The organism is Vibrio sp. CyArs1 (genome assembly GCF_022432925.1).
Lineage (GTDB): Bacteria > Pseudomonadota > Gammaproteobacteria > Enterobacterales > Vibrionaceae > Vibrio > Vibrio mediterranei.
Genome location: NZ_JAKRBO010000008.1, coordinates 79,322 through 98,038 on the forward strand (window position 1 = coordinate 79,322; position 18,717 = coordinate 98,038).

General features: G+C 44.5%; 20 protein-coding genes. 16 read left to right on the top strand and 4 right to left on the bottom strand.

Features of this window, described 5'->3' with window-relative positions:
- Nucleotides 1–8 precede the first annotated feature (8 nt).
- The 7 genes from MMA19_RS20790 to arsB all read left to right on the top strand — a co-directional run bounded on the left by MMA19_RS20790 (nucleotide 9) and on the right by arsB (nucleotide 5,925).
- The gene (locus tag MMA19_RS20790) at nucleotides 9–869 is read left to right on the top strand and encodes an SIS domain-containing protein (protein WP_240207170.1); all 861 of its coding nucleotides are present in this window, start codon (nucleotides 9–11) and stop codon (nucleotides 867–869) included.
- 181 nt (nucleotides 870–1,050) lie between these two features.
- Nucleotides 1,051–1,374: a metalloregulator ArsR/SmtB family transcription factor gene (locus MMA19_RS20795; protein ID WP_006072614.1), complete on the top strand. Its 324-nt coding sequence runs from the start codon at nucleotides 1,051–1,053 to the stop codon at nucleotides 1,372–1,374.
- A 53-nt stretch (nucleotides 1,375–1,427) separates the two neighbouring features.
- A complete protein-coding gene (locus MMA19_RS20800; protein ID WP_240207120.1) occupies nucleotides 1,428–2,432 on the top strand; it encodes an ArsJ-associated glyceraldehyde-3-phosphate dehydrogenase in 1,005 nt (334 codons plus the stop codon).
- A 2-nt stretch (nucleotides 2,433–2,434) separates the two neighbouring features.
- The gene (locus MMA19_RS20805; RefSeq protein ID WP_236110207.1) at nucleotides 2,435–2,929 is read left to right on the top strand and encodes a cyclin-dependent kinase inhibitor 3 family protein; all 495 of its coding nucleotides are present in this window, start codon (nucleotides 2,435–2,437) and stop codon (nucleotides 2,927–2,929) included.
- Nucleotides 2,930–3,115: 186 nt separating this feature from the next.
- On the top strand, nucleotides 3,116–4,336 hold the full coding sequence (arsJ, locus tag MMA19_RS20810) for an organoarsenical effux MFS transporter ArsJ (RefSeq protein ID WP_062459920.1): 1,221 nt from the start codon (nucleotides 3,116–3,118) through the stop codon (nucleotides 4,334–4,336).
- 131 nt (nucleotides 4,337–4,467) lie between these two features.
- Nucleotides 4,468–4,776, top strand: coding sequence for a winged helix-turn-helix domain-containing protein (locus MMA19_RS20815; protein ID WP_050798630.1), 309 nt, complete (start codon nucleotides 4,468–4,470; stop codon nucleotides 4,774–4,776).
- 99 nt (nucleotides 4,777–4,875) lie between these two features.
- The gene (arsB, locus tag MMA19_RS20820; protein WP_006072623.1) at nucleotides 4,876–5,925 is read left to right on the top strand and encodes an ACR3 family arsenite efflux transporter; all 1,050 of its coding nucleotides are present in this window, start codon (nucleotides 4,876–4,878) and stop codon (nucleotides 5,923–5,925) included.
- A 44-nt stretch (nucleotides 5,926–5,969) separates the two neighbouring features.
- Here arsB and MMA19_RS20825 read toward each other — a convergent pair whose 3' ends face one another.
- From MMA19_RS20825 to MMA19_RS20835, 3 genes are all read right to left on the bottom strand, one after another.
- Nucleotides 5,970–6,818 (bottom strand): GGDEF domain-containing protein, encoded by an 849-nt coding sequence (locus MMA19_RS20825; RefSeq protein ID WP_240207121.1) that lies wholly within the window; start codon nucleotides 6,816–6,818, stop codon nucleotides 5,970–5,972.
- 221 nt (nucleotides 6,819–7,039) lie between these two features.
- Nucleotides 7,040–8,809: a GNAT family N-acyltransferase gene (locus MMA19_RS20830; protein ID WP_240207122.1), complete on the bottom strand. Its 1,770-nt coding sequence runs from the start codon at nucleotides 8,807–8,809 to the stop codon at nucleotides 7,040–7,042.
- Between the two features lie 188 nt (nucleotides 8,810–8,997).
- On the bottom strand, nucleotides 8,998–11,130 hold the full coding sequence (locus MMA19_RS20835; RefSeq protein WP_240207123.1) for a TonB-dependent receptor: 2,133 nt from the start codon (nucleotides 11,128–11,130) through the stop codon (nucleotides 8,998–9,000).
- Nucleotides 11,131–11,350: 220 nt separating this feature from the next.
- On the opposite strand from MMA19_RS20835, the gene MMA19_RS20840 reads away from it, so the two are divergent.
- From MMA19_RS20840 to rpoS, 9 genes are all read left to right on the top strand, one after another.
- Nucleotides 11,351–12,004 carry a PilZ domain-containing protein gene (locus MMA19_RS20840; RefSeq protein ID WP_006072630.1) on the top strand — a complete coding sequence of 218 codons (654 nt, stop codon included), beginning with the start codon at nucleotides 11,351–11,353 and terminating at the stop codon, nucleotides 12,002–12,004.
- A gap of 116 nt (nucleotides 12,005–12,120) precedes the next feature.
- Entirely contained in the window at nucleotides 12,121–12,402 is a 282-nt protein-coding gene (gene ftsB, locus MMA19_RS20845; RefSeq protein ID WP_006072631.1) for a cell division protein FtsB, read from the top strand.
- Nucleotides 12,399–13,109: a 2-C-methyl-D-erythritol 4-phosphate cytidylyltransferase gene (gene ispD, locus MMA19_RS20850; protein ID WP_038224046.1), complete on the top strand. Its 711-nt coding sequence runs from the start codon at nucleotides 12,399–12,401 to the stop codon at nucleotides 13,107–13,109. The genes ftsB and ispD overlap by 4 nt, the downstream gene beginning before the upstream one ends.
- A complete protein-coding gene (gene ispF, locus MMA19_RS20855; RefSeq protein ID WP_006072635.1) occupies nucleotides 13,106–13,585 on the top strand; it encodes a 2-C-methyl-D-erythritol 2,4-cyclodiphosphate synthase in 480 nt (159 codons plus the stop codon). Before ispD ends, ispF begins: the two co-directional genes overlap by 4 nt.
- Before the next feature lie 12 nt (nucleotides 13,586–13,597).
- Nucleotides 13,598–14,575, top strand: coding sequence for a tRNA pseudouridine(13) synthase TruD (gene truD / locus MMA19_RS20860; protein ID WP_240207124.1), 978 nt, complete (start codon nucleotides 13,598–13,600; stop codon nucleotides 14,573–14,575).
- A 4-nt stretch (nucleotides 14,576–14,579) separates the two neighbouring features.
- The gene (gene surE / locus MMA19_RS20865) at nucleotides 14,580–15,344 is read left to right on the top strand and encodes a 5'/3'-nucleotidase SurE (protein ID WP_006072638.1); all 765 of its coding nucleotides are present in this window, start codon (nucleotides 14,580–14,582) and stop codon (nucleotides 15,342–15,344) included.
- Between the two features lie 4 nt (nucleotides 15,345–15,348).
- Nucleotides 15,349–15,972 carry a protein-L-isoaspartate(D-aspartate) O-methyltransferase gene (locus tag MMA19_RS20870; protein WP_038224039.1) on the top strand — a complete coding sequence of 208 codons (624 nt, stop codon included), beginning with the start codon at nucleotides 15,349–15,351 and terminating at the stop codon, nucleotides 15,970–15,972.
- On the top strand, nucleotides 15,973–16,929 hold the full coding sequence (nlpD, locus tag MMA19_RS20875) for a murein hydrolase activator NlpD (RefSeq protein WP_240207125.1): 957 nt from the start codon (nucleotides 15,973–15,975) through the stop codon (nucleotides 16,927–16,929).
- A 115-nt stretch (nucleotides 16,930–17,044) separates the two neighbouring features.
- The gene (gene rpoS, locus MMA19_RS20880; RefSeq protein ID WP_240207126.1) at nucleotides 17,045–18,022 is read left to right on the top strand and encodes an RNA polymerase sigma factor RpoS; all 978 of its coding nucleotides are present in this window, start codon (nucleotides 17,045–17,047) and stop codon (nucleotides 18,020–18,022) included.
- Between the two features lie 74 nt (nucleotides 18,023–18,096).
- On the opposite strand, the gene MMA19_RS20885 is transcribed toward rpoS, so the two are convergent.
- Complete coding sequence (locus tag MMA19_RS20885) at nucleotides 18,097–18,708, bottom strand: TIGR04211 family SH3 domain-containing protein (RefSeq protein ID WP_062459906.1); 612 nt, start codon at nucleotides 18,706–18,708, stop codon at nucleotides 18,097–18,099.
- Nucleotides 18,709–18,717 lie beyond the last annotated feature (9 nt).

Genomic DNA, 18,717 nt, shown 5'->3' on the forward strand with positions numbered 1-18,717 from the left:
TGAGAGCTGTGTTGAAAGTTGTGAACTCGAATCAGGTAATCCCCAATATACGTATGATGATGCCGTCGCTGACTAAGACGGAACAGTCGATAGCGGAAAACTTTTTGCAGCCGCATTTTTTGCAAAAGTCGACCTCGATAAATGAGGTTGCCGAACGATTAAGCGTCTCTCCGGCGCTGATTGTCAAAGTATCGAAGAAGTTGGGGTTTAGCGGCTTTAAACAGCTGAAAGAGTCGTTATATGCGCAGAGCGAAACTCAGTCCTATGCGCCAAGTGAGCGTTTGTTGCCTGATGATAGCGCCGAGAAGATTGTGTCAAAGGTACTGCAAAACTCCATAAATGCCCTAACTGAGATCCTCAATTTTGTGGATGTAAGAATGGTCGATGCGGCTGCAGAGGCCCTGCTAAAGGCTCGAAATATCGAGCTTTTTGCAGTTGGTGGTTCAAGCATCATCTGTGAAGATTTTCAGCATAAGCTGCTACGTATTGGTATTAAATCATCGGTGCCTAAAGATCGTCACTTAATGCTGATGTCAGCGAGCATTATGACAGACCAAGACGTTGTATTGGTGGTCTCTCACTCTGGCCAGACGGTTGATCTCATGGATGCTGTGCGTCAGGCAAAACAGTCTGGTGCGACCGTGATTTCTATTACCAATAACTATCACGCAGAGCTGTCATCCTTGTCGGATATCCCACTTTATGCCCCAGCGTCGCCTGAGCCTGTACTTGGCAAAAACGGCACTGCACGTTTGGTTAAATTGGCGATGATCGACAGCTTGTATGCCACCATGGCAAGCAAAATGCCATCTTTAGCGGAAGAGAGCTTGAGCAAAACCATCAGAGCAGTAGAACGGCTACATCGCTAAATTTTTGTTAAATAAATAGTTTATTCTGCCAACTGAGCTCATCGACCGTAAGAAGTTGATGGGCTTTTCTATGTATCCCTATCCATTTAATTATGAAGGTTTTATGACAGGTCAAAAAGATCCTTGACTCTTAGTATATAAAAATTAATATATACGCATATCCATATATGAGTATTTAACTATGCTTCCACATGAGTTTTTCAAATTGATGTCTGATGAAACACGTATCCGAACCTTGTTGTGGGTGTCTGCGAATGAATCAGTCTGTGTGAATAGTCTTGTTGAGGCCTTGGAAGAGAGCCAACCAAAAGTCTCAAGACATTTGGCAATGTTAAGACAAGCTGGTGTACTAAAAGATACTCGTAAAGGGCAGCATGTTTTTTATAGCTTGGCGGAAGGGCTGCCAGGCTGGTTATACAGAACCTTGAAAGGGCTTGAGCAATCGAACTGCTTGCAAAGCGCTTATCAACTAAACTTTAACGAACTTGTGCCACCTTCTAAGTAGGTATTAGGCGTTAGTTCATCACCGAATGTATTAAGTAATTAAGAGATTGAGTTATGGCTATTAAAGTAGGTATTAACGGATTTGGTCGAATTGGTCGTTTGGCGCTGCGTGCTGCTTTCGATTGGCAAGAATTAGAATTTGTATTGATCAACGATGTCGCAGGCGATGCAACCACACTAGGTCACCTGCTTGAATTCGATTCAGTTCAAGGTACCTGGCATCATGATGTTACAGTCGAAGGTAATGAGCTTGTCATCGACGGTAAACGCATTAAAACCACCCAAGAGCGCGATATCGACGCGATCGATTGGTCTGACTGTGATGTGGTGATTGAAGCAACAGGTGTGCACCGCAAAACTGAATTCTTGAACAAATACTTAGATCAAGGCGTTAAGCGTGTTGTGGTTTCTGCGCCAGTGAAAGAAGCCGGTATTGCTAATATTGTCGTCGGTGTTAACGACGATATTTTCGACGCTGAAGCACATCGTATTGTTACCGCAGCATCGTGTACGACTAACTGTATTGCACCAGTTGTGAAAGTGATTCACGAAAAATTGGGTATTGAGCAGTCATCGTTTACTACGATTCATGACCTGACTAATACGCAAACTATCCTAGATGCACCACACAAAGATCTACGTCGTGCTCGCGCCTGTGGTATGAGCCTTATTCCAACAACGACAGGTAGTGCAACTGCTATCGTTGAGATTTTCCCAGAACTTAAGGGCAAGATTAATGGCCACGCTGTTCGTGTCCCGTTAGCGAATGCATCTTTGACTGACATTATATTTGACGTTAAACGTGACATCACTGCAGAAGAGGTTAACGCGCTACTGAAAGAGGCGTCAGAGGGTGAGCTGAAGGGAATTCTTGGCTTTGAAGAACGACCATTGGTGTCCATCGATTATAAAGGTGACCAGCGCTCAACGATTGTCGATGCTCAATCTACAATGGTGGTCGGCTCTCGTATGGTGAAAATCTATGCGTGGTATGACAATGAAATGGGCTATGCAACGCGCACTGCAGAATTGGTTCGTAAAGTCGGTCTAGCGGGGTAATGATGATGCATCCAACATGGGAACTTAAAGTAGATAACGCAGCGCTTGTATTAACGCCTTGTCCTGGTACTAAAGATGTGTCTCTGGATGATTCATTAGCGCAACTTAAAACTCAAGGTGTGACTGTGATCGTGACGGCTCTCGATAATCACGAGATGACGGAAGCAGGAGTTGCAGAGCTTGGTGCAAAAGCAAGGTCATTAGGAATCAAATGGTTTCAAACTTCGATTGAAGATGATCGCGCGCCAAGTGTTGAATTTGCAGCGGATTGGAAAGCAATTTCGCCAGAATTACATCAAGCGGTTGAGGCGGGTGAAAAGATTGCAATGCACTGCATGGGTGGTTCCGGACGTACTGGTCTTCTAGCGGCCAATTTGCTGCTAGAAAAAGGTTGGGATCTTGAGACGATTCGCCGTGAAGTGCAGGCATTACGTCCAGGCGCATTTACCAAACAGCCACAAATCGACTATGTAGAGAAGTTAGCGGCGACGTTCTAGTTGTCGCTAGTTTAACTTCTATCCTAATTATTGTATTAGTGAAAGCGGGAGCCTCGTTTTCGCTGAAACAGTAATTGGGTAGACCCCTGCTTGAGCAGGGATGACGTTGCTTTACTGAGTAGCTCTGTTTTACGCAAGTCACTCAACTTTACACGAGTAATTAAACCCTACTCAGGCAGAAGAATTATGTTGTCTAACCTTAGCAAAAGCGTTCGCCAGTATATGCTGGTCACTTTTAACTACTGGAATTTCACTATTACTGATGGTGCGCTACGCATGTTGGTGGTGCTGTATTTCCATGATCTAGGTTATAGCACCTTAGCTATTGCTTCTCTGTTTTTGTTCTATGAGTTCTTTGGTGTTGTCACTAACTTAATTGGTGGCTGGCTTGGGGCTCGCTTGGGGCTAAATCGAACCATGAATATCGGCCTTGGGATGCAGATCTTCGCTTTGTTGATGTTGGCCGTGCCGAGTGTCTGGCTAACCATCCCTTGGGTGATGGCTGCACAAGCGCTATCTGGAATCGCCAAAGATCTGAATAAAATGAGTGCGAAGAGCGCCATTAAGACGTTAGTGCCTGACGAACAGCAAGGTGCACTCTACAAGTGGGTGGCGATTCTAACTGGCTCTAAGAATGCACTGAAAGGGGCCGGCTTCTTTATCGGTGGTTTACTGCTCTCTGTGCTCGGTTTCCAATATGCCGTTGCTGCCATGGCAGCTGTGCTTAGTTTGGTGTTTATCGGCAGCGTACTTAGCCTAGAAAGTGATATGGGTAAAGCGAAAGCGAAGCCTAAGTTTAAGCAGATTTTCTCTAAATCGGAGAGCATCAATATTCTGTCAGCGGCACGCATGTTCCTATTTGGTGCTCGTGATGTCTGGTTTGTCGTGGCATTACCTATTTACCTTGGTTCAGTGTTCGGTTGGGATCATACATTAGTCGGTGGTTTTCTGGCTACGTGGGTAATTGCCTATGGCTTTGTTCAAGGCATTGCCCCAAAAATCACGGGCAAAGCCCAAGGAAAGGTGCCCGATGGCAGTGCAGCAATGTGGTGGGCATTAGCACTTGCGGCCGTGACTGGCATAATCGCTTATTGTGTTCAAATGCAATGGTACCCACAGGCTGTGATTGTGGTTGGATTATTGATTTTCGGCGCTATCTTTGCAGTAAACTCCTCGCTCCATAGCTATCTGATCGTCAGCTATGCCAAAGGTGATGGGGTTTCCATGGATGTAGGCTTTTACTACATGGCTAATGCGATGGGACGTTTAATTGGCACTGTGTTGTCTGGCTGGGTATTCCAAGTTGCTGGTCTTGCAGCATGTATGTGGGTCTCTTTTGCCTTCCTTGTGCTCACGACCATCATTTCGATCCGCCTACCTGGTGCTCCGAAAGCGATCGCTCAGTAAGTCATAAAATATCCACTTTAAAGAGTTAATCGTTAAACGACGATTGACTCTTTTTTATGTCAGGCGTATATTTATCGTCAAAATACGATAGAGGGTAGAGTGTGACGAATTGTACAGTTGATAATACTGAAATGTTCATTGCATCAGATGAGCAACTGGTCCAAGAGAAAACGCTGGCGGCACAAGCTAAGGCATTGTCCCATCCTGCTCGTATTCGTATCTTACGAATTCTGTCAGACCTAGAACGAGCCGGTGGTTGTTTAAACAGCGATCTAGTTTCTCAATTGGGTCTCGCTCAATCAACGGTATCTGAGCATTTACGTATACTTAAAGTCGCCGGTTTTATTAGTGCTGAGCCGATGCCACCGAAGGTGTGTTATCGAATCCAGAGAGAGGCACTCAGTGACTTTGCGCGTCTAACACAATCAGCCTTTGATTAAGCAAGCTTCTATCATTCTTTGATTATTGAGTCGGCATTGCCGACTTTTATTACTATAATTTAATCGTTATTCGACGATTGACGATATTGGAGAGTTAACATGTCCGAGTTAGCTATGGAACAACCGAAAAAGCTGGGCTTCCTTGATCGCTTTCTTACTTTATGGATCTTTTTGGCGATGGGAATTGGGGTGGTTCTGGGAGTTGCATTTCCGAGCCAGATTGAGAACTTGAATGAGTCAATGACGGTGGGAAGCACTAATATCCCTCTCGCCATTGGCTTGATACTGATGATGTACCCGCCATTGGCGAAAGTGAACTACGGCCTGATGGGCAGTGTGCTCCAAGACAAAAAGGCTGTGACACTTTCATTGGTTATGAACTGGCTGGTTGGCCCAATTCTTATGTTTGTGCTGGCACTGACATTTCTGGGTGATGAACCCAGCTTAATGACAGGTGTCATCTTAATTGGTCTAGCTCGTTGTATTGCTATGGTACTAGTATGGAATGACATTGGTGGTGGTAACAAAGAATACGGCGCAGCCTTAGTCGCACTGAACAGTGTATTCCAAATTATCACATATAGCTTCCTTGCTTGGTTATTCATTACGGTGTTGCCACCAAAATTTGGTTTCCAGGGGCAGGTCGTGGATATCTCAATGGGTGATATCGCTGAAAGTGTAATGATTTACCTAGGTATTCCTTTCTTGGCTGGATTTTTAAGTCGCAAGATCTTAGTCGCGAAGAAAGGAGAGCAATGGTACAACGAGACCTTTATTCCTAAGGTTTCACCGATGACGTTAATCGCACTACTGGCTACCATCGTACTGATGTTCAGCCTTAAAGGTGAGATGATAGTTGAACTACCAATGCAAGTAGTACGCGTAGCGATTCCACTTACGATCTACTTCTTTATGATGTTCTTTGTGAGTTTCTTTGTTGCTAAGAAGATGGGTGTTCCTTTCGATAAGAATGCGTCAATTGCATATACCGCGACGGGTAATAACTTTGAACTGGCCATCGCCGTGGCTATTGCCGTATTTGGCTTGAATTCACCTGAAGCATTCGCGGGGGTTATTGGTCCTCTGATTGAGGTGCCAGTGCTGATTGCCTTAGTGAACTTCACATTGAAAATGAAAAAACGCTACTAGTGCCAAAAATAAAAGTGAAAAGCTGAGCATTAGGCTCAGCTTTTTTATAATAGGACTTTAGGCTTTTTTGCGCGTTTATCGTGCTTACTTTGGTACATGGCAAGGTCGGCTTTCTTCAAAGTGATTCGTAAACTGGACTGGAATGCCGAATAGCCGATACTGTGGCAAAGCTCAGGGTAGGCTTGGAAGTCATCAATAAATAAGCGATGCAGTTTGCTTATAGATTGCTTTAATGTGTCTTCATTTTCATAGTGCGTTAAAACTACAAACTCATCCCCACCATATCGAACAATCACATCCTTATCAGAAAAGCTCTGTCGTAAGCAACGTGCGAACCTAAGTAGAACCAAATCGCCTTCACTATGACCCAAGTTATCGTTAATCTGTTTAAAGTTATCGAGGTCAATAACGACGCAGAATCCTTTTTTCCAGCGAATCGAACTGAGATAAGTCAGGTTTCGCAGTTTAGTTAATGGATCGGTATACGCTTTCTTTTCGAAGAACTTTGCTTCTTGATGCAGTTCAGAAACATCGAAGCTGGTGGTATAGATGAAAGACTCGCCTTCAATGTCGACTTTAAACTTCAGCACATTGTAGTAAAAAGTGGAATGTAAGCTTTGAAACTTAACGATTTTTGGAATGCATTGGCCGGACTCAATATAATCGATACTCGCGTCATGACATTCTTGAAGCATATTGGCTACATTTTCAGGAACCACTTGAGATAGCGCGTTTGCCGTCATCCCTATTGGGTTGATGTCGGTATACTGGCGCAACCAGACATTAAATTTATCATTAATATAGACGTATTCGTGGGACGAATTTCTAATCGACAGAAACCCCGGAAAATGGCGAAATAGTTCATTCGCTTGGTGATATGTCAAATCTGTCACTGCTAAATCTCACTCAAGTAAGTCCGATCTTCCTACAGCTGAAAAGCGGTCGATGTCGTTATCGTTTTTTCAGCCGTTTCTAGCATGCTCCCAGTATAAGAACTGTGATGCACATCCTCTTGTTGATAGTTATTGGAAAAGAATGACTTAGTTCTCATAGATGAGACTGTTTGAGAGAGGATAAAGCAGCCGAAGCTGCTTTGAAGAAGGTAACGTAGACACTAAATGGACATAGCATTGTGCTTGTTTAGATACTGTTTAGCGTGTTCAGATCCCATATAGCGAGCTAAGGATTTATGAGGTACCGAGGTGAGATCGACAACGATCAAACCATCCAATGCGTCATTGAAGTTGGGGTCGACGTTAAAACAAACCAACTTGCCGTTTAAGTTTAGGTATTGTCTTAACAAGACAGGTACGCTTTTTCCAGTGTCCAGTCTTGAGATAACGCGCGACAACAGTTGAACGTCCGCTAGAGCACCCAGTGTTTGAGGGCACCACTGTCTATGGCGACTTTGTTTAGGGGGATTAGACGCGCTTACATATCGTGCACTGTCATTATCGTAGTGATGCAAGGTCATTGTGTCGGTGAGGAGCTGGCGAGCGATGTCGCTATAGTCATTGCTAATACTCACCGGACCAAATAGATGAGTGTAGTTTGGATTTCGACGTACAAATTCCGCAATACCTTTCCACAACAGTAGTAGGGCGCTCATGCTCTTTTGGTATTCTTCTGCGACAACACTGCGTCCCATTTCAATGGATTTGCCCATTGTATTTAAGAAAGTGTGCTCGAAGTTAAACAGGGTGCGAGAGTATAAGGTGCGCATATCCCCTTGCTTAATGAGCTGACCAACGAGACCTAGACGATAAGCGCCGACCAACTTTTGTTTCTCCTTGTCCCAAACAAATAGGTGTTGATAGAGCTGATCAAACTGATCGATGTCTAAAGATTGCCCCGTTCCTTCTCCAACTTGTCGAAAGTTAATTTCCCTTATACGTCCGATTTCTCGCATCACCGCAGGAATGTGATCCATGGTGGTACAGTAAACCTCAAACTCACCGCTAGTAAGGAGTAAGTGCTCTTGAGGGAGGAGTTCGATGTCCTCAAGCAGATCGCTGAGGTGAGTTTCTGAGGCTATGGCTTGCTCACGTTGATGAGAAGAAAGTGAGCTATGGTTTCTTTCAGGATGTTGCTGATTGAGCAAATAGGTATTAAGGCGCAGATAACTAACTAGCTGCTGACTGTCTAGCGAACTCACCTCTTTAAACTTGATTTTGTTGCCAATTGAAATTCGGATGGCGGTGTTCTTTTTATTGAGAAGCTCGCGACCTAGCATGGCCGTTCTCAGCATCGGGTGGACCTTTCCTGCCAAGTAGAAGTGTTTGGAGTTAACGCCGCCGATATGCACTGGCACAGTGGTTGCCTGATTTCTTTTGATAAGGGTACTAACGGATCGGCTCCATTGCTTGTCCTCCAGTTGAAGCGATTTTCTGTCAACCAGTTGGGACACTTCGCCTGCAGGAAATACAAGCAGAAGGCCACCAAGTTCTAAATGTTGGTTGGCTTGTCGCAATGCTCTGGAGTTTGATCGATGTGCATTGGTTCCGTTGAACACATCTACGCCGATGAACAAAGGCTCCAGCTCCGGAACCAGTTTAAGAAATTCATTGGCAAGAATTTTCACGTCCTTGCGAATCTGCAGTAGCACCTCAGCCAAGATGACGCCTTCAACACAACCTAGAGGATGATTAGCTACGATGATGGTTGCTCCAGTTTTAGGTATCGTCTCACTACTGCCTGCTTCGATGCGATAATCAATACCTAGGATATCCAACGTGAAACGCAAGAAAGTCTCGGTATCACAATCTGCAGGACGTTGAGTGTATAATCGGTCTAAAACTGACAGGCCAGTAGCCCACTCAGTAACGTTTTCTGCTAGGCCTAGTGGAGACCTGCGCGGCAGACGAAAAGGACTGGTAGTTTCCATGACAACCTCTGAACATAAGCCAAATTAATGTGGTTAAAATGCTATGACGTTGATATGTCAAAATGGCGAACAGCAGATGGAAGATGGATGACGTGTTGATGTCAAAATCGTGACATCGAATTAGAGGGATATGAGACAGTGAGAAGAAAAAGCCCAGCAATGAGGTCGCTGGGCTCGATTTAGTTAGTTTAGAATGTTGCGTTCACGGACAGTTTGAATCGGCGTTCATTTCCGAAATGAACATCGTTGATCACGCCTGTCGAGCTACCTGATTTAGTGGTATATTCGCCACCACCACCTGTGCCAGCAACATACTCTTTATCAAAGAGGTTTTCGATATTGAATCGGAAATCCCACACGACATAATCGCTCTTAATTTTGTGTGATGCACCGGCATCAAAGCGCACGTAACCATCCAGTTTGACGGTGTTAGCATTATCAGCCCAGCGCTCACCTTGATAGAACATACCAAGGTTAAATGCCGTCGAGTCAGTCATCGCATAGCGAGTCCATGCAGAGCCACTCCACTCTGGAACGTTGGCTGGACGTTTATCTTGGTATTTATCATGTTTGTCGAAGTTTGCATCTAAGTACATACCGGTTGCCATCACAAACCATTTATCGGCGATTTGACCTTGTGCACCAGCTTCCACACCTTTATGACGCTGAGTACCATTTTGCGTGGTGATACCGTTTTCTGTGATACTGATATTTTCCTTCTCAATGTCAAATAGGGCTCCAGTAAGCAGTAGGCGATTATCCATTAGCTCCCACTTTGTACCTAACTCGTATTGACGACTTTTCTCAGGTTCCCGTTCTGTCACTGAGTTGTCATCGTTAACCACGTTTGAGACTGGATTGAAGCTCTCCGAATAGTTAGCATAAATGCTGCCGTTGTAGCTTGGATGGAAGATTAAGCCAGCTTTTGGTGAAAATGATTGGCTGTCATTAGCACCACTGATGATTTCGCCTTTTGAGTTTTTTCCATCGGCAAAGTACATATCATATCGACCGCCTACAAGTGCTTGCCATTGGTCATTGAAGGTGATGAGGTCTTGAGCATAAAAACCGTAGAAATGGTTGTTGCTCTCATAGGTAGACGTGGCATTGTTGTAGTCTAGACCCGGGTTTGTAGGGTTCTCACCAGGTTGCACACTAATTGAGCTGTCTTTCACTCTCTGCTGAGCATAGTCATAGAACTGGCCGTTAGTACCAAGCAAGACTTGGTGATCCACATTGAGAGCAGTGAAGTTACCGTGAAGATCTGCATGGAAAGCTTGAGTTTTCCAATGATCATGACGATCAAATGGGCTCATGGTGTAACTGCCATCAACGAGCGTATTAGAGTCTGGTGTCGGCATCGAATCATAGCGATGACGCTTCATGTCTTGTAAGTTGTAGCTTAGTTTGGCTTCCCATTGTGTATTGATATACAGATTAAGATCAGCACCAAAGTTTTCTACATCGTTGTTGATGAATGACCAGTGAGCGTCTCTGATGGTTTCTTTATCGCCAATTCGATTTCCATTTAGATCCAACCAAGAGCCTGAGTCGATCGGTGCATTATCTTGAGTCTTTTCGTAGTTGAAGGAGAGTAGGCCCCAGTCGTAAAGATCGGCTTCAATGACGCCATAACCTAGAAAACGATCGCGTTCTCGGTTATCACCCGTTGCGTACTTTCTACTTTCAACACTGTCTTGTTTTACTAGGACAGTACGGCCACGAAGTGTCCCTGATTCATTCAATTTACCGGATGCATCAACGTGATAGCGCGTGCTACCTAGATCGTCAAAATCTGCACCTACGTTAACTTTTGGAGTCGCAGTCGGCTTTTTTGACACCATATTAATCATGCCACCTGGCGCTGAGTTACCGTATAAAAGGCTGGATGGACCCTTTATAACTTCAATGCGATCTAAGGTTTCAATTGGCAGCATGTAGTGAGTGAATAGCGAGTGACCATTGCGCAAGTAACCATTGGTTGATGACAACTCAAATCCACGTAAGTAGAACGTTTCTCTATTCCATTTCTGTGAGCCTGCGCTGACACTAGCATCGTTTTGCAACGCTTCACCTAATGTGGTTGCCAGTTGCTCATCCAAAACAATCTCAGGAATCACGTTTACAGATTGAGGGGTTTCTAACATAGAGGCATCGGTGCGCATAGCACCTGAAGCACTGTCAACTTTATAGTCATCAAAGCTTTGCGCATGTACGACGAGTGTTTCATCCACACTCGATTTGTTTTGTTCGGCAAATGCTGGAGAGGTGTTAAGTGCGAGTACCACGGCACTGCAAAGTGTGGTCACTTGAAATTTCATTCTGGGCTTTCCTTGCTCGTAAAAATCGAGACAAATTGAATAATTTATTATTGGTATATGACATCATATTAGTAGCGAGGTGAATGCTAATGCTATTTATTATCATTTACAATATTGCTAAGTGTAACAATCTGTATCTTTTGAAATTTAAGCTGATGGATTGCATCAAACAGGTAAATAAGGTGTAATTAATTTGTTGATAAACAAAAGGATAACGTCAGTGGAATGGGGACAACAAAAACAATATGAATGCTATCGTTACCTTAAAACAGGCATGAAACTCAGTCTTTCTGTTACAGGTGAGGAATCGCTCAAAGGGCTACCTGCATCTTTAATCGGCTTTAAATTTGATAACTATCTGGTTGTGGATGCGCAAGAACTGGAACAAGAGACGATTTGTGCCTTGAGAGAAAAAGAAGTGATTGTCAGAGGATTGACGGATACGGGATACGGACATGTGGTGGCTTTTACTTGTCAGTGTATTGCCGATTCTAACGTACCTAGTAAACAGGTTTATCTTTCACCTCCTAATAACTTCGTGACTAAGCCCATTCGAGAGCATTCGCGTTATAAGCTTGCAATTCCTTGCTCTCTTTCGCTGGGTAAAGCGCAAACCGAAGCAACGATGGTGGATTTCTCGTTGTCTGGTTGTGGTATTTTTATCGCTTCCGAACATGATTTTTGCAAAGGGCTAGAGGTAAAAATAGATTGTGAGTTGAATCGATTTTTACCCGCAGGAATTACCTTCGAAATTGCGAGTATTAAAAAGCATGGCGTAGGTTCGTTAATCGGAATTCAATTCAACCAGCAGGTGTTAATGTCAAATAACCTAAAAATGACACTTGCCGAATGGTCTCTTCAAGCCAGTCATTAGGGCGAGTAGGCACTTACTTTTCACCTTAGTCGCGAACAAGGCTTTCTCTTCGCTTATTTCAAGGTGTAAACTGTGCTATATAAAGAGCAGATTTTTTCGATGGAACGTGCCAGTTTATGCGTATCTTTACCCTAGTGTTGTTAGTTGTTTTTTCTTGGTTGCAATATACTCTCTGGTTTGGAAAAAACGGTATCGTCGACTTCAATCAAGTTGAATCAGAAATCCAAGTGCAACAGCAAGTGAATCAAAACCTACAGACACGTAATAATGAGATGTTTGCGGAAATTGATGACCTTCGACAAGGGCTTGATGCCATTGAAGAAAGAGCACGACATGAACTTGGAATGATTCAAGACGGAGAGACGTTCTATCGCATCATAGGTGAGGATAACCAATGATACCTGAACACCATCCTATCATCGCTATTGTGCCAGCTGCTGGCGTGGGCAGTCGTATGCAAGCTGACGTCCCAAAGCAATACCTTAAGATTAATGACAAAACTATTTTAGAGCATACGGTTGATAAGTTGCTGTCACACCCAAGTGTCGAAAGCGTCATTGTCGCTGTTAGTGAAAATGACCCTTATTATTCTGGATTGTCATTTTTATCGGAAAAGCCAGTAGTGCGTGTTGCTGGTGGCAATGAACGTGCCGACTCGGTACTCGCTGCCATCGACTACGTTAAACAGCGTATCCCTAATGCGTGGTGTTTGGTTCATGATGCCGCTCGCCCTTGTATCACCTTGGCAGACATCAGTAAGCTGATTTATGAAGTGTCCGTGCACCCGGTTGGCGGAATTTTAGCTTCGCCCGTGAAAGACACCATGAAGCGAGCCGATGACGTCAATGGTATTGACCATACTGTAGAGCGAGTGGGTTTGTGGCATGCGTTGACGCCACAAATGTTCAAAGTAGAGCTACTTCATAGTGCACTTACTAATGCACTAGAGGAAGGAGTTTCAATTACCGATGAAGCGTCTGCTGTTGAGTGGACCGGGCTTTCTCCATTGCTAGTTGAAGGGCGTGGAGACAACATCAAAATTACTAGGCCAGAAGATTTAGCTCTGGCTGAATTTTATTTAATGAAAGAGGAAGTACAACAATGAGAATAGGCCATGGCTTTGACGTTCATAAGTTTGGTGGCGAAGGTCCTGTAATCATTGGCGGTGTGGCCATCCCTTACGAGCAAGGATTGATCGCACACTCTGATGGTGATGTTGCACTTCACGCTTTATGTGATGCCTTACTTGGGGCTATCGCCGCAGGAGATATTGGTCGTCACTTCCCAGATACTGATGCCGAGTGGGAAGGAGCGGATAGTCGCGCTCTACTTCGTGATGTGTACAGTAAAGTGAAAGCGAAAGGCTACGAACTGGTTAATGCGGATATCACCATCATGGCGCAAGCTCCTAAAATGGCTCCTCACATTGACAGCATGTGCCAAGTCATTGCACAAGACTTAGATACCGATATTGGTAACGTTAATGTGAAGGCAACGACAACTGAAAGATTAGGCTTTACAGGACGTAAAGAAGGAATTGCCACTGAAGCAGTGGTATTGATTAGCAAAATTACGTCTTAATAGGCAGCGATGATGACTGATGTTTTACAACACTTAGCCTACCTATACGGTAAGCCAACCACGACAGCCAAATTTAAAGCGACCAATGAAGATTTTGTGGTTCGCGAAGTACTTGGCTTCGAGTTCACAGGAGAAGGCGAGCATTTGATGCTACACGTTCGCAAAAATGGTGAGAATACCAGCTTTGTTGCCAACGAACTGGCAAGGTTTTGCGGGGTCAAGTCCAAAGATATAGGTTGGGCAGGTCTTAAAGACAGACATGCTGTGACAGAGCAGTGGTTGAGTGTGCATCTGCCGAAAAAGAATGTCCCTGACTTTTCCGACTTTCATAAGCAATATCCTAGTATTGAGATAGTAGCAACTAACTGGCATAACAAGAAGTTAAGACCAGGTGATTTAGCGGGGAACGAGTTTGATATTCGTCTTACGGACGTTTCTGATATAACGGAATTGAGCGCGAGATTACAGCAAGTCGAAGCGAGTGGTGTTCCTAACTATTTTGGTCAGCAACGATTTGGTAGAGATGGCGGCAATGTCACCGAAGCAAGACGTTGGGGACGTGAAAATGTACGAACTCGTAACCAAAATAAGCGCAGCCTATATTTGTCGGCAGCTCGCTCTTGGATTTTCAATGAGATTGTCTCTAAGCGCATCGAAGCTCAGAGTTTCGAGAGTGCAATCGCGGGTGATATTCTGGACGATAATGGCGTGATTACCGCTGCACTGGCTGGTGATAACGCACTGCCGACAGAGCAAGATGCTTTAACACTTGAGCAAAGCGCGGTAGATCAAGAGCCTGACCTCATGTTGTTGATTCGTGGTAATCGTATGCGACACGATCGCCGAGCTATCTTACTGAAGCCTGAATCATTAAAAAGTCAGCTAGAAGATGATGCCGTGACGCTTTCTTTCTTTTTAGACTCAGGTAGCTTTGCAACATCAATCTTACGAGAGCTGGCTCAAATAGAAGAAGTGGAACGACAATTCTAAACACATGGATATGAGTAAAAAACTTAGCATTTTAATCAGCAATGATGATGGGGTGCATGCCGAAGGCATTCGAGCACTAGCGAAAGAACTTAGTGATATTGCGCAAGTAACCATTGTTGCACCAGATCGCAACCGTTCTGGTGCCTCCAACTCATTGACGCTAGAACAGCCTCTGCGCGTTAATCAAATTGAGCCGGGTGTGTACTCTGTGCAAGGCACACCGACGGACTGTGTGCATTTTGCACTCAATGAGTTGATGAAAGATGACCTGCCTGATCTCGTGCTATCTGGTATTAATCATGGCGCAAACCTTGGTGACGATGTTCTGTATTCCGGAACGGTTGCCGCAGCTATGGAAGGGCACTTTCTTGGAGTTCAATCCATTGCATTTAGCTTGGTAGGCAAACAGAACTTTACCGCTGCGGCGATTATCGCTCGTCAGTTTGTGGAGCGACATCTTAAGCAAAGAGTCCCAACTAATCGCTTGTTAAATATCAATATTCCAGATTTTCCATTAGCGCAATTGGGTCAGGTTGAGGTGACTCGATTAGGCGCGCGCCATCATGCTGAGAGTATGATTAAACAGAAGGATCCACGTGGTCACGATATCTATTGGCTAGGTCCTCCGGGGAAAGAGCAAGATGCGGGTATAGGAACGGATTTCTATGCAATAGAGCATGGCCATATTTCCATCACTCCACTTCAGGTGGATTTGACCGCGCATGAATCAATTGGTGCAATGGAACGTTGGATAGCAGGGAGAGATTAAGGTAATGAATCCGCAAGCGGAACGACTCGTTGAGTTTATCAAAGGGCATGGCATTACCAATGGTGCAGTATTGGAGGCGATTCAATCTGTACCGAGAGAACAGTTCGTGTCTCAAGCGATGATACATCAAGCGTATGATAACAATGCGTTGCCTATTGGCGCTGGCCAAACAATATCTCAACCTTATATTGTCGCCAAAATGACCGAGCTTTTAGAGCTATCAAGAGAAACTAAAGTACTCGAGATAGGAACGGGTTCTGGCTACCAAACTGCAGTTTTAGCTCAAATAGTTGAGCACGTCTTCTCGGTAGAAAGAATCAAATCTCTTCAATGGGATGCTAAACGTCGCCTAAAGAGACTCGATATTTACAATGTCTCGACTAAACATGGTGATGGTTGGCAAGGGTGGAAAGCAAAAGGTCCTTTTGATGCGATTATTGTGACAGCGGCAGCGGCGACAGTCCCTGACGCGTTACTGTCTCAGCTCACAGAAGGTGGGCGACTTGTAATTCCTGTTGGTGATGATGAACAACAACTATTAAAAATTACTCGAAAAGGTGATAGTTTTAATAGCGAAGTTATTGAATTAGTAAGGTTTGTTCCTTTGATTGCAGGTGAATTAGCGTAAATGCAAAGCCGTTTGAAGGCCGTGGGTTCCGTAATTATGTTGTCCAGTGCACTTGTTGGGTGTGCTGGGCGTTCGCCTGCACCTGTCTCAGATTTGGGAGGCAGGTACGATAATGTCTCTCGAGGGAGCTATCGCGGTAGTTATTACGAAGTGCAAAAGGGTGACACCCTCTATTTCATCGCCTACAAAACGGATAAAGATGTTAAGGAACTGATTCGACTAAATAATCTTCGTTCACCTTACACCATTCATCCTGGTCAGCGCCTCAATTTGTGGCGACCTGTTTATACTCCTCCTGCGTACGCTGGCTCTGGTGCTGGGGAAGTGGCTGCGGCTTCTACTGCAACAGCTGCCGCGGGTTCTACCACCGCTAAAGCTAAGTCTTCTAACTCGCAATCCTCCAAAGCGAAGACGGGTAGTTCATCAACGCAAAATAGTCAAAAAACAGCCACTAAGAAGGTTGATCAATCAAAAACAAAGGAGTATGGTGACTCTAAAGGTAAACAAAATGTTAATAACACAAAACCCAATACGGCAAAACAGAGCACTGCTCAAACCAAGCCGAAGGCACCACCTAGCTCTAGCGGCAAAGTAACGAGCTGGCAATGGCCAACCAATGGACGTGTAATAAAGAACTTTTCTGCAGGGGACCAAGGAAATAAAGGTATCGACATTGCAGGCCAAAGAGGCCAAGCGATTGTTGCCACTGCAAAAGGAACCGTGGTTTATTCGGGTAATGCACTCAGAGGTTATGGAAATTTGGTTATTGTTAAGCATAACGATAACTACCTCAGTGCCTACGCACATAACGATCGGTTATTGGTATCAGAAGGACAAAGTGTAAAAGCCGGACAAAAAATCGCAACAATGGGAAGCTCCGGAACCAATAGTGTAAGACTGCACTTTGAAATTCGTTACCAAGGTAAATCGGTAAATCCTAAGCGTTACTTGCCGTAATTACCGTATACGTATTTACAATACGAAAGCTACTTGCAATTTGATTGACGTTATCAGAGAAGGTTAGCGACATAGTTTGTAGTCATGTTTTGCTAGCTCGCCAGGGGGAGGCGCTATGAGTATCAGCAATGCAGTAACCAAAAATGAAAACTTCGACGTTGAAACGGAATCAACGGAGATCGTCGAAAACGCACTTACCAACGATGAATCCATTTCTGACGATAAAGATATGTATGACGCATCGGCGAAAAGCCTGGATGCGACTCAGCTTTACTTAGGCGAAATTGGTTTCTCTCCATTACTTACCGCGGAAGAAGAAGTCCTGTATGCACGGCGTGCCCTAAAGGGTGACGAAGCCGCTCGTAAACGTATGATCGAAAGTAACCTACGCTTGGTGGTGAAGATCTCTCGACGTTACAGTAATCGTGGACTGGCGCTGCTTGATCTTATTGAGGAAGGAAACCTTGGTTTGATTCGAGCCGTCGAAAAGTTTGACCCAGAACGAGGCTTCCGTTTTTCTACTTACGCCACATGGTGGATTCGACAAACGATTGAACGTGCATTAATGAACCAGACTCGCACCATTCGTCTTCCGATTCATGTAGTGAAAGAACTCAATATCTATTTGCGTACTGCTCGTGAGTTATCACAGAAGCTAGACCATGAGCCTACAGCAGAAGAGATTGCACAGAAACTTGATAAGCCAGTCAGTGATGTGTCCAAGATGCTACGTCTAAATGAACGTATTAGCTCAGTAGATACACCGATTGGCGGTGATGGTGAAAAAGCACTCCTAGATATTATTCCTGACTCAACGCATTCAGATCCTGAAGTCTCGACTCAAGATGATGATATCAAGTCTTCGCTGATTCACTGGCTTGACGAGCTAAACCCTAAGCAGAAAGAAGTACTAGCTCGACGTTTCGGTCTGCTCGGTTATGAGCCATCGACGCTAGAAGAAGTAGGACGTGAGATTAATCTGACCCGTGAACGCGTGAGACAGATTCAAGTTGAAGGCCTACGTCGACTTCGCGATATCCTGATCAAACAAGGGTTGAATATGGAGTCACTGTTCAATTTTGATGACGATTAAACTTTTCGTCTCATAAACAAAAAAATACCGCCAAATTAGGCGGTATTTTTATCTGTGCGTAATGCTGAACTGTCTTATGCCCAGCCGTTTGGACTCTTCTTACGACGAGGAATGATGTGTGGAAGAATCAAGCCAAATAACAGACCTGCTCCAGCAACACCACCGCCATACATAAAGTAGCGCAGCAGTAGGTCTTCTTTCTGTGTATCCAGTTTTGCGCGTAGCTCACGGATTTCAGTTTGTGACGAGGTTAGCTGTGAGCTGATATCTGAGTAGTTTTGCTCAAGTTCAGCAATTTGCTTGTTACGTGCCTCTAGAGAGCTCACTAGACCATCTTTTTCGCTGTTTGCTGTTTGACGAGCGTTAGCCAGCAGTGATTTCGCTTCAGTCAGTTCTTTCTCAAGGCGCGGAAGACGCACTGCCATGCTCTCTTGAGTGGTCACATACTTAGTTTCAACCCAGCCTTTACGGCCACGGCTATCTTGAACTTGAGAGTAACCATTCTCTCTGTTAGTGGAGAGTAGTCGAACTTTGTCACCAGCATTGATGCTGCCAATGATTCGATATTGGCTGCTAGGGCCAGAATGCATGTAAGTAAATAGCTTGTCAGCAATATAACGATCCTGCGCCAATGCAGCAGGGGCTGCCAGTAATGACACCATGATCATGCAGATCAGTTTTTTCACAGTAAGTCC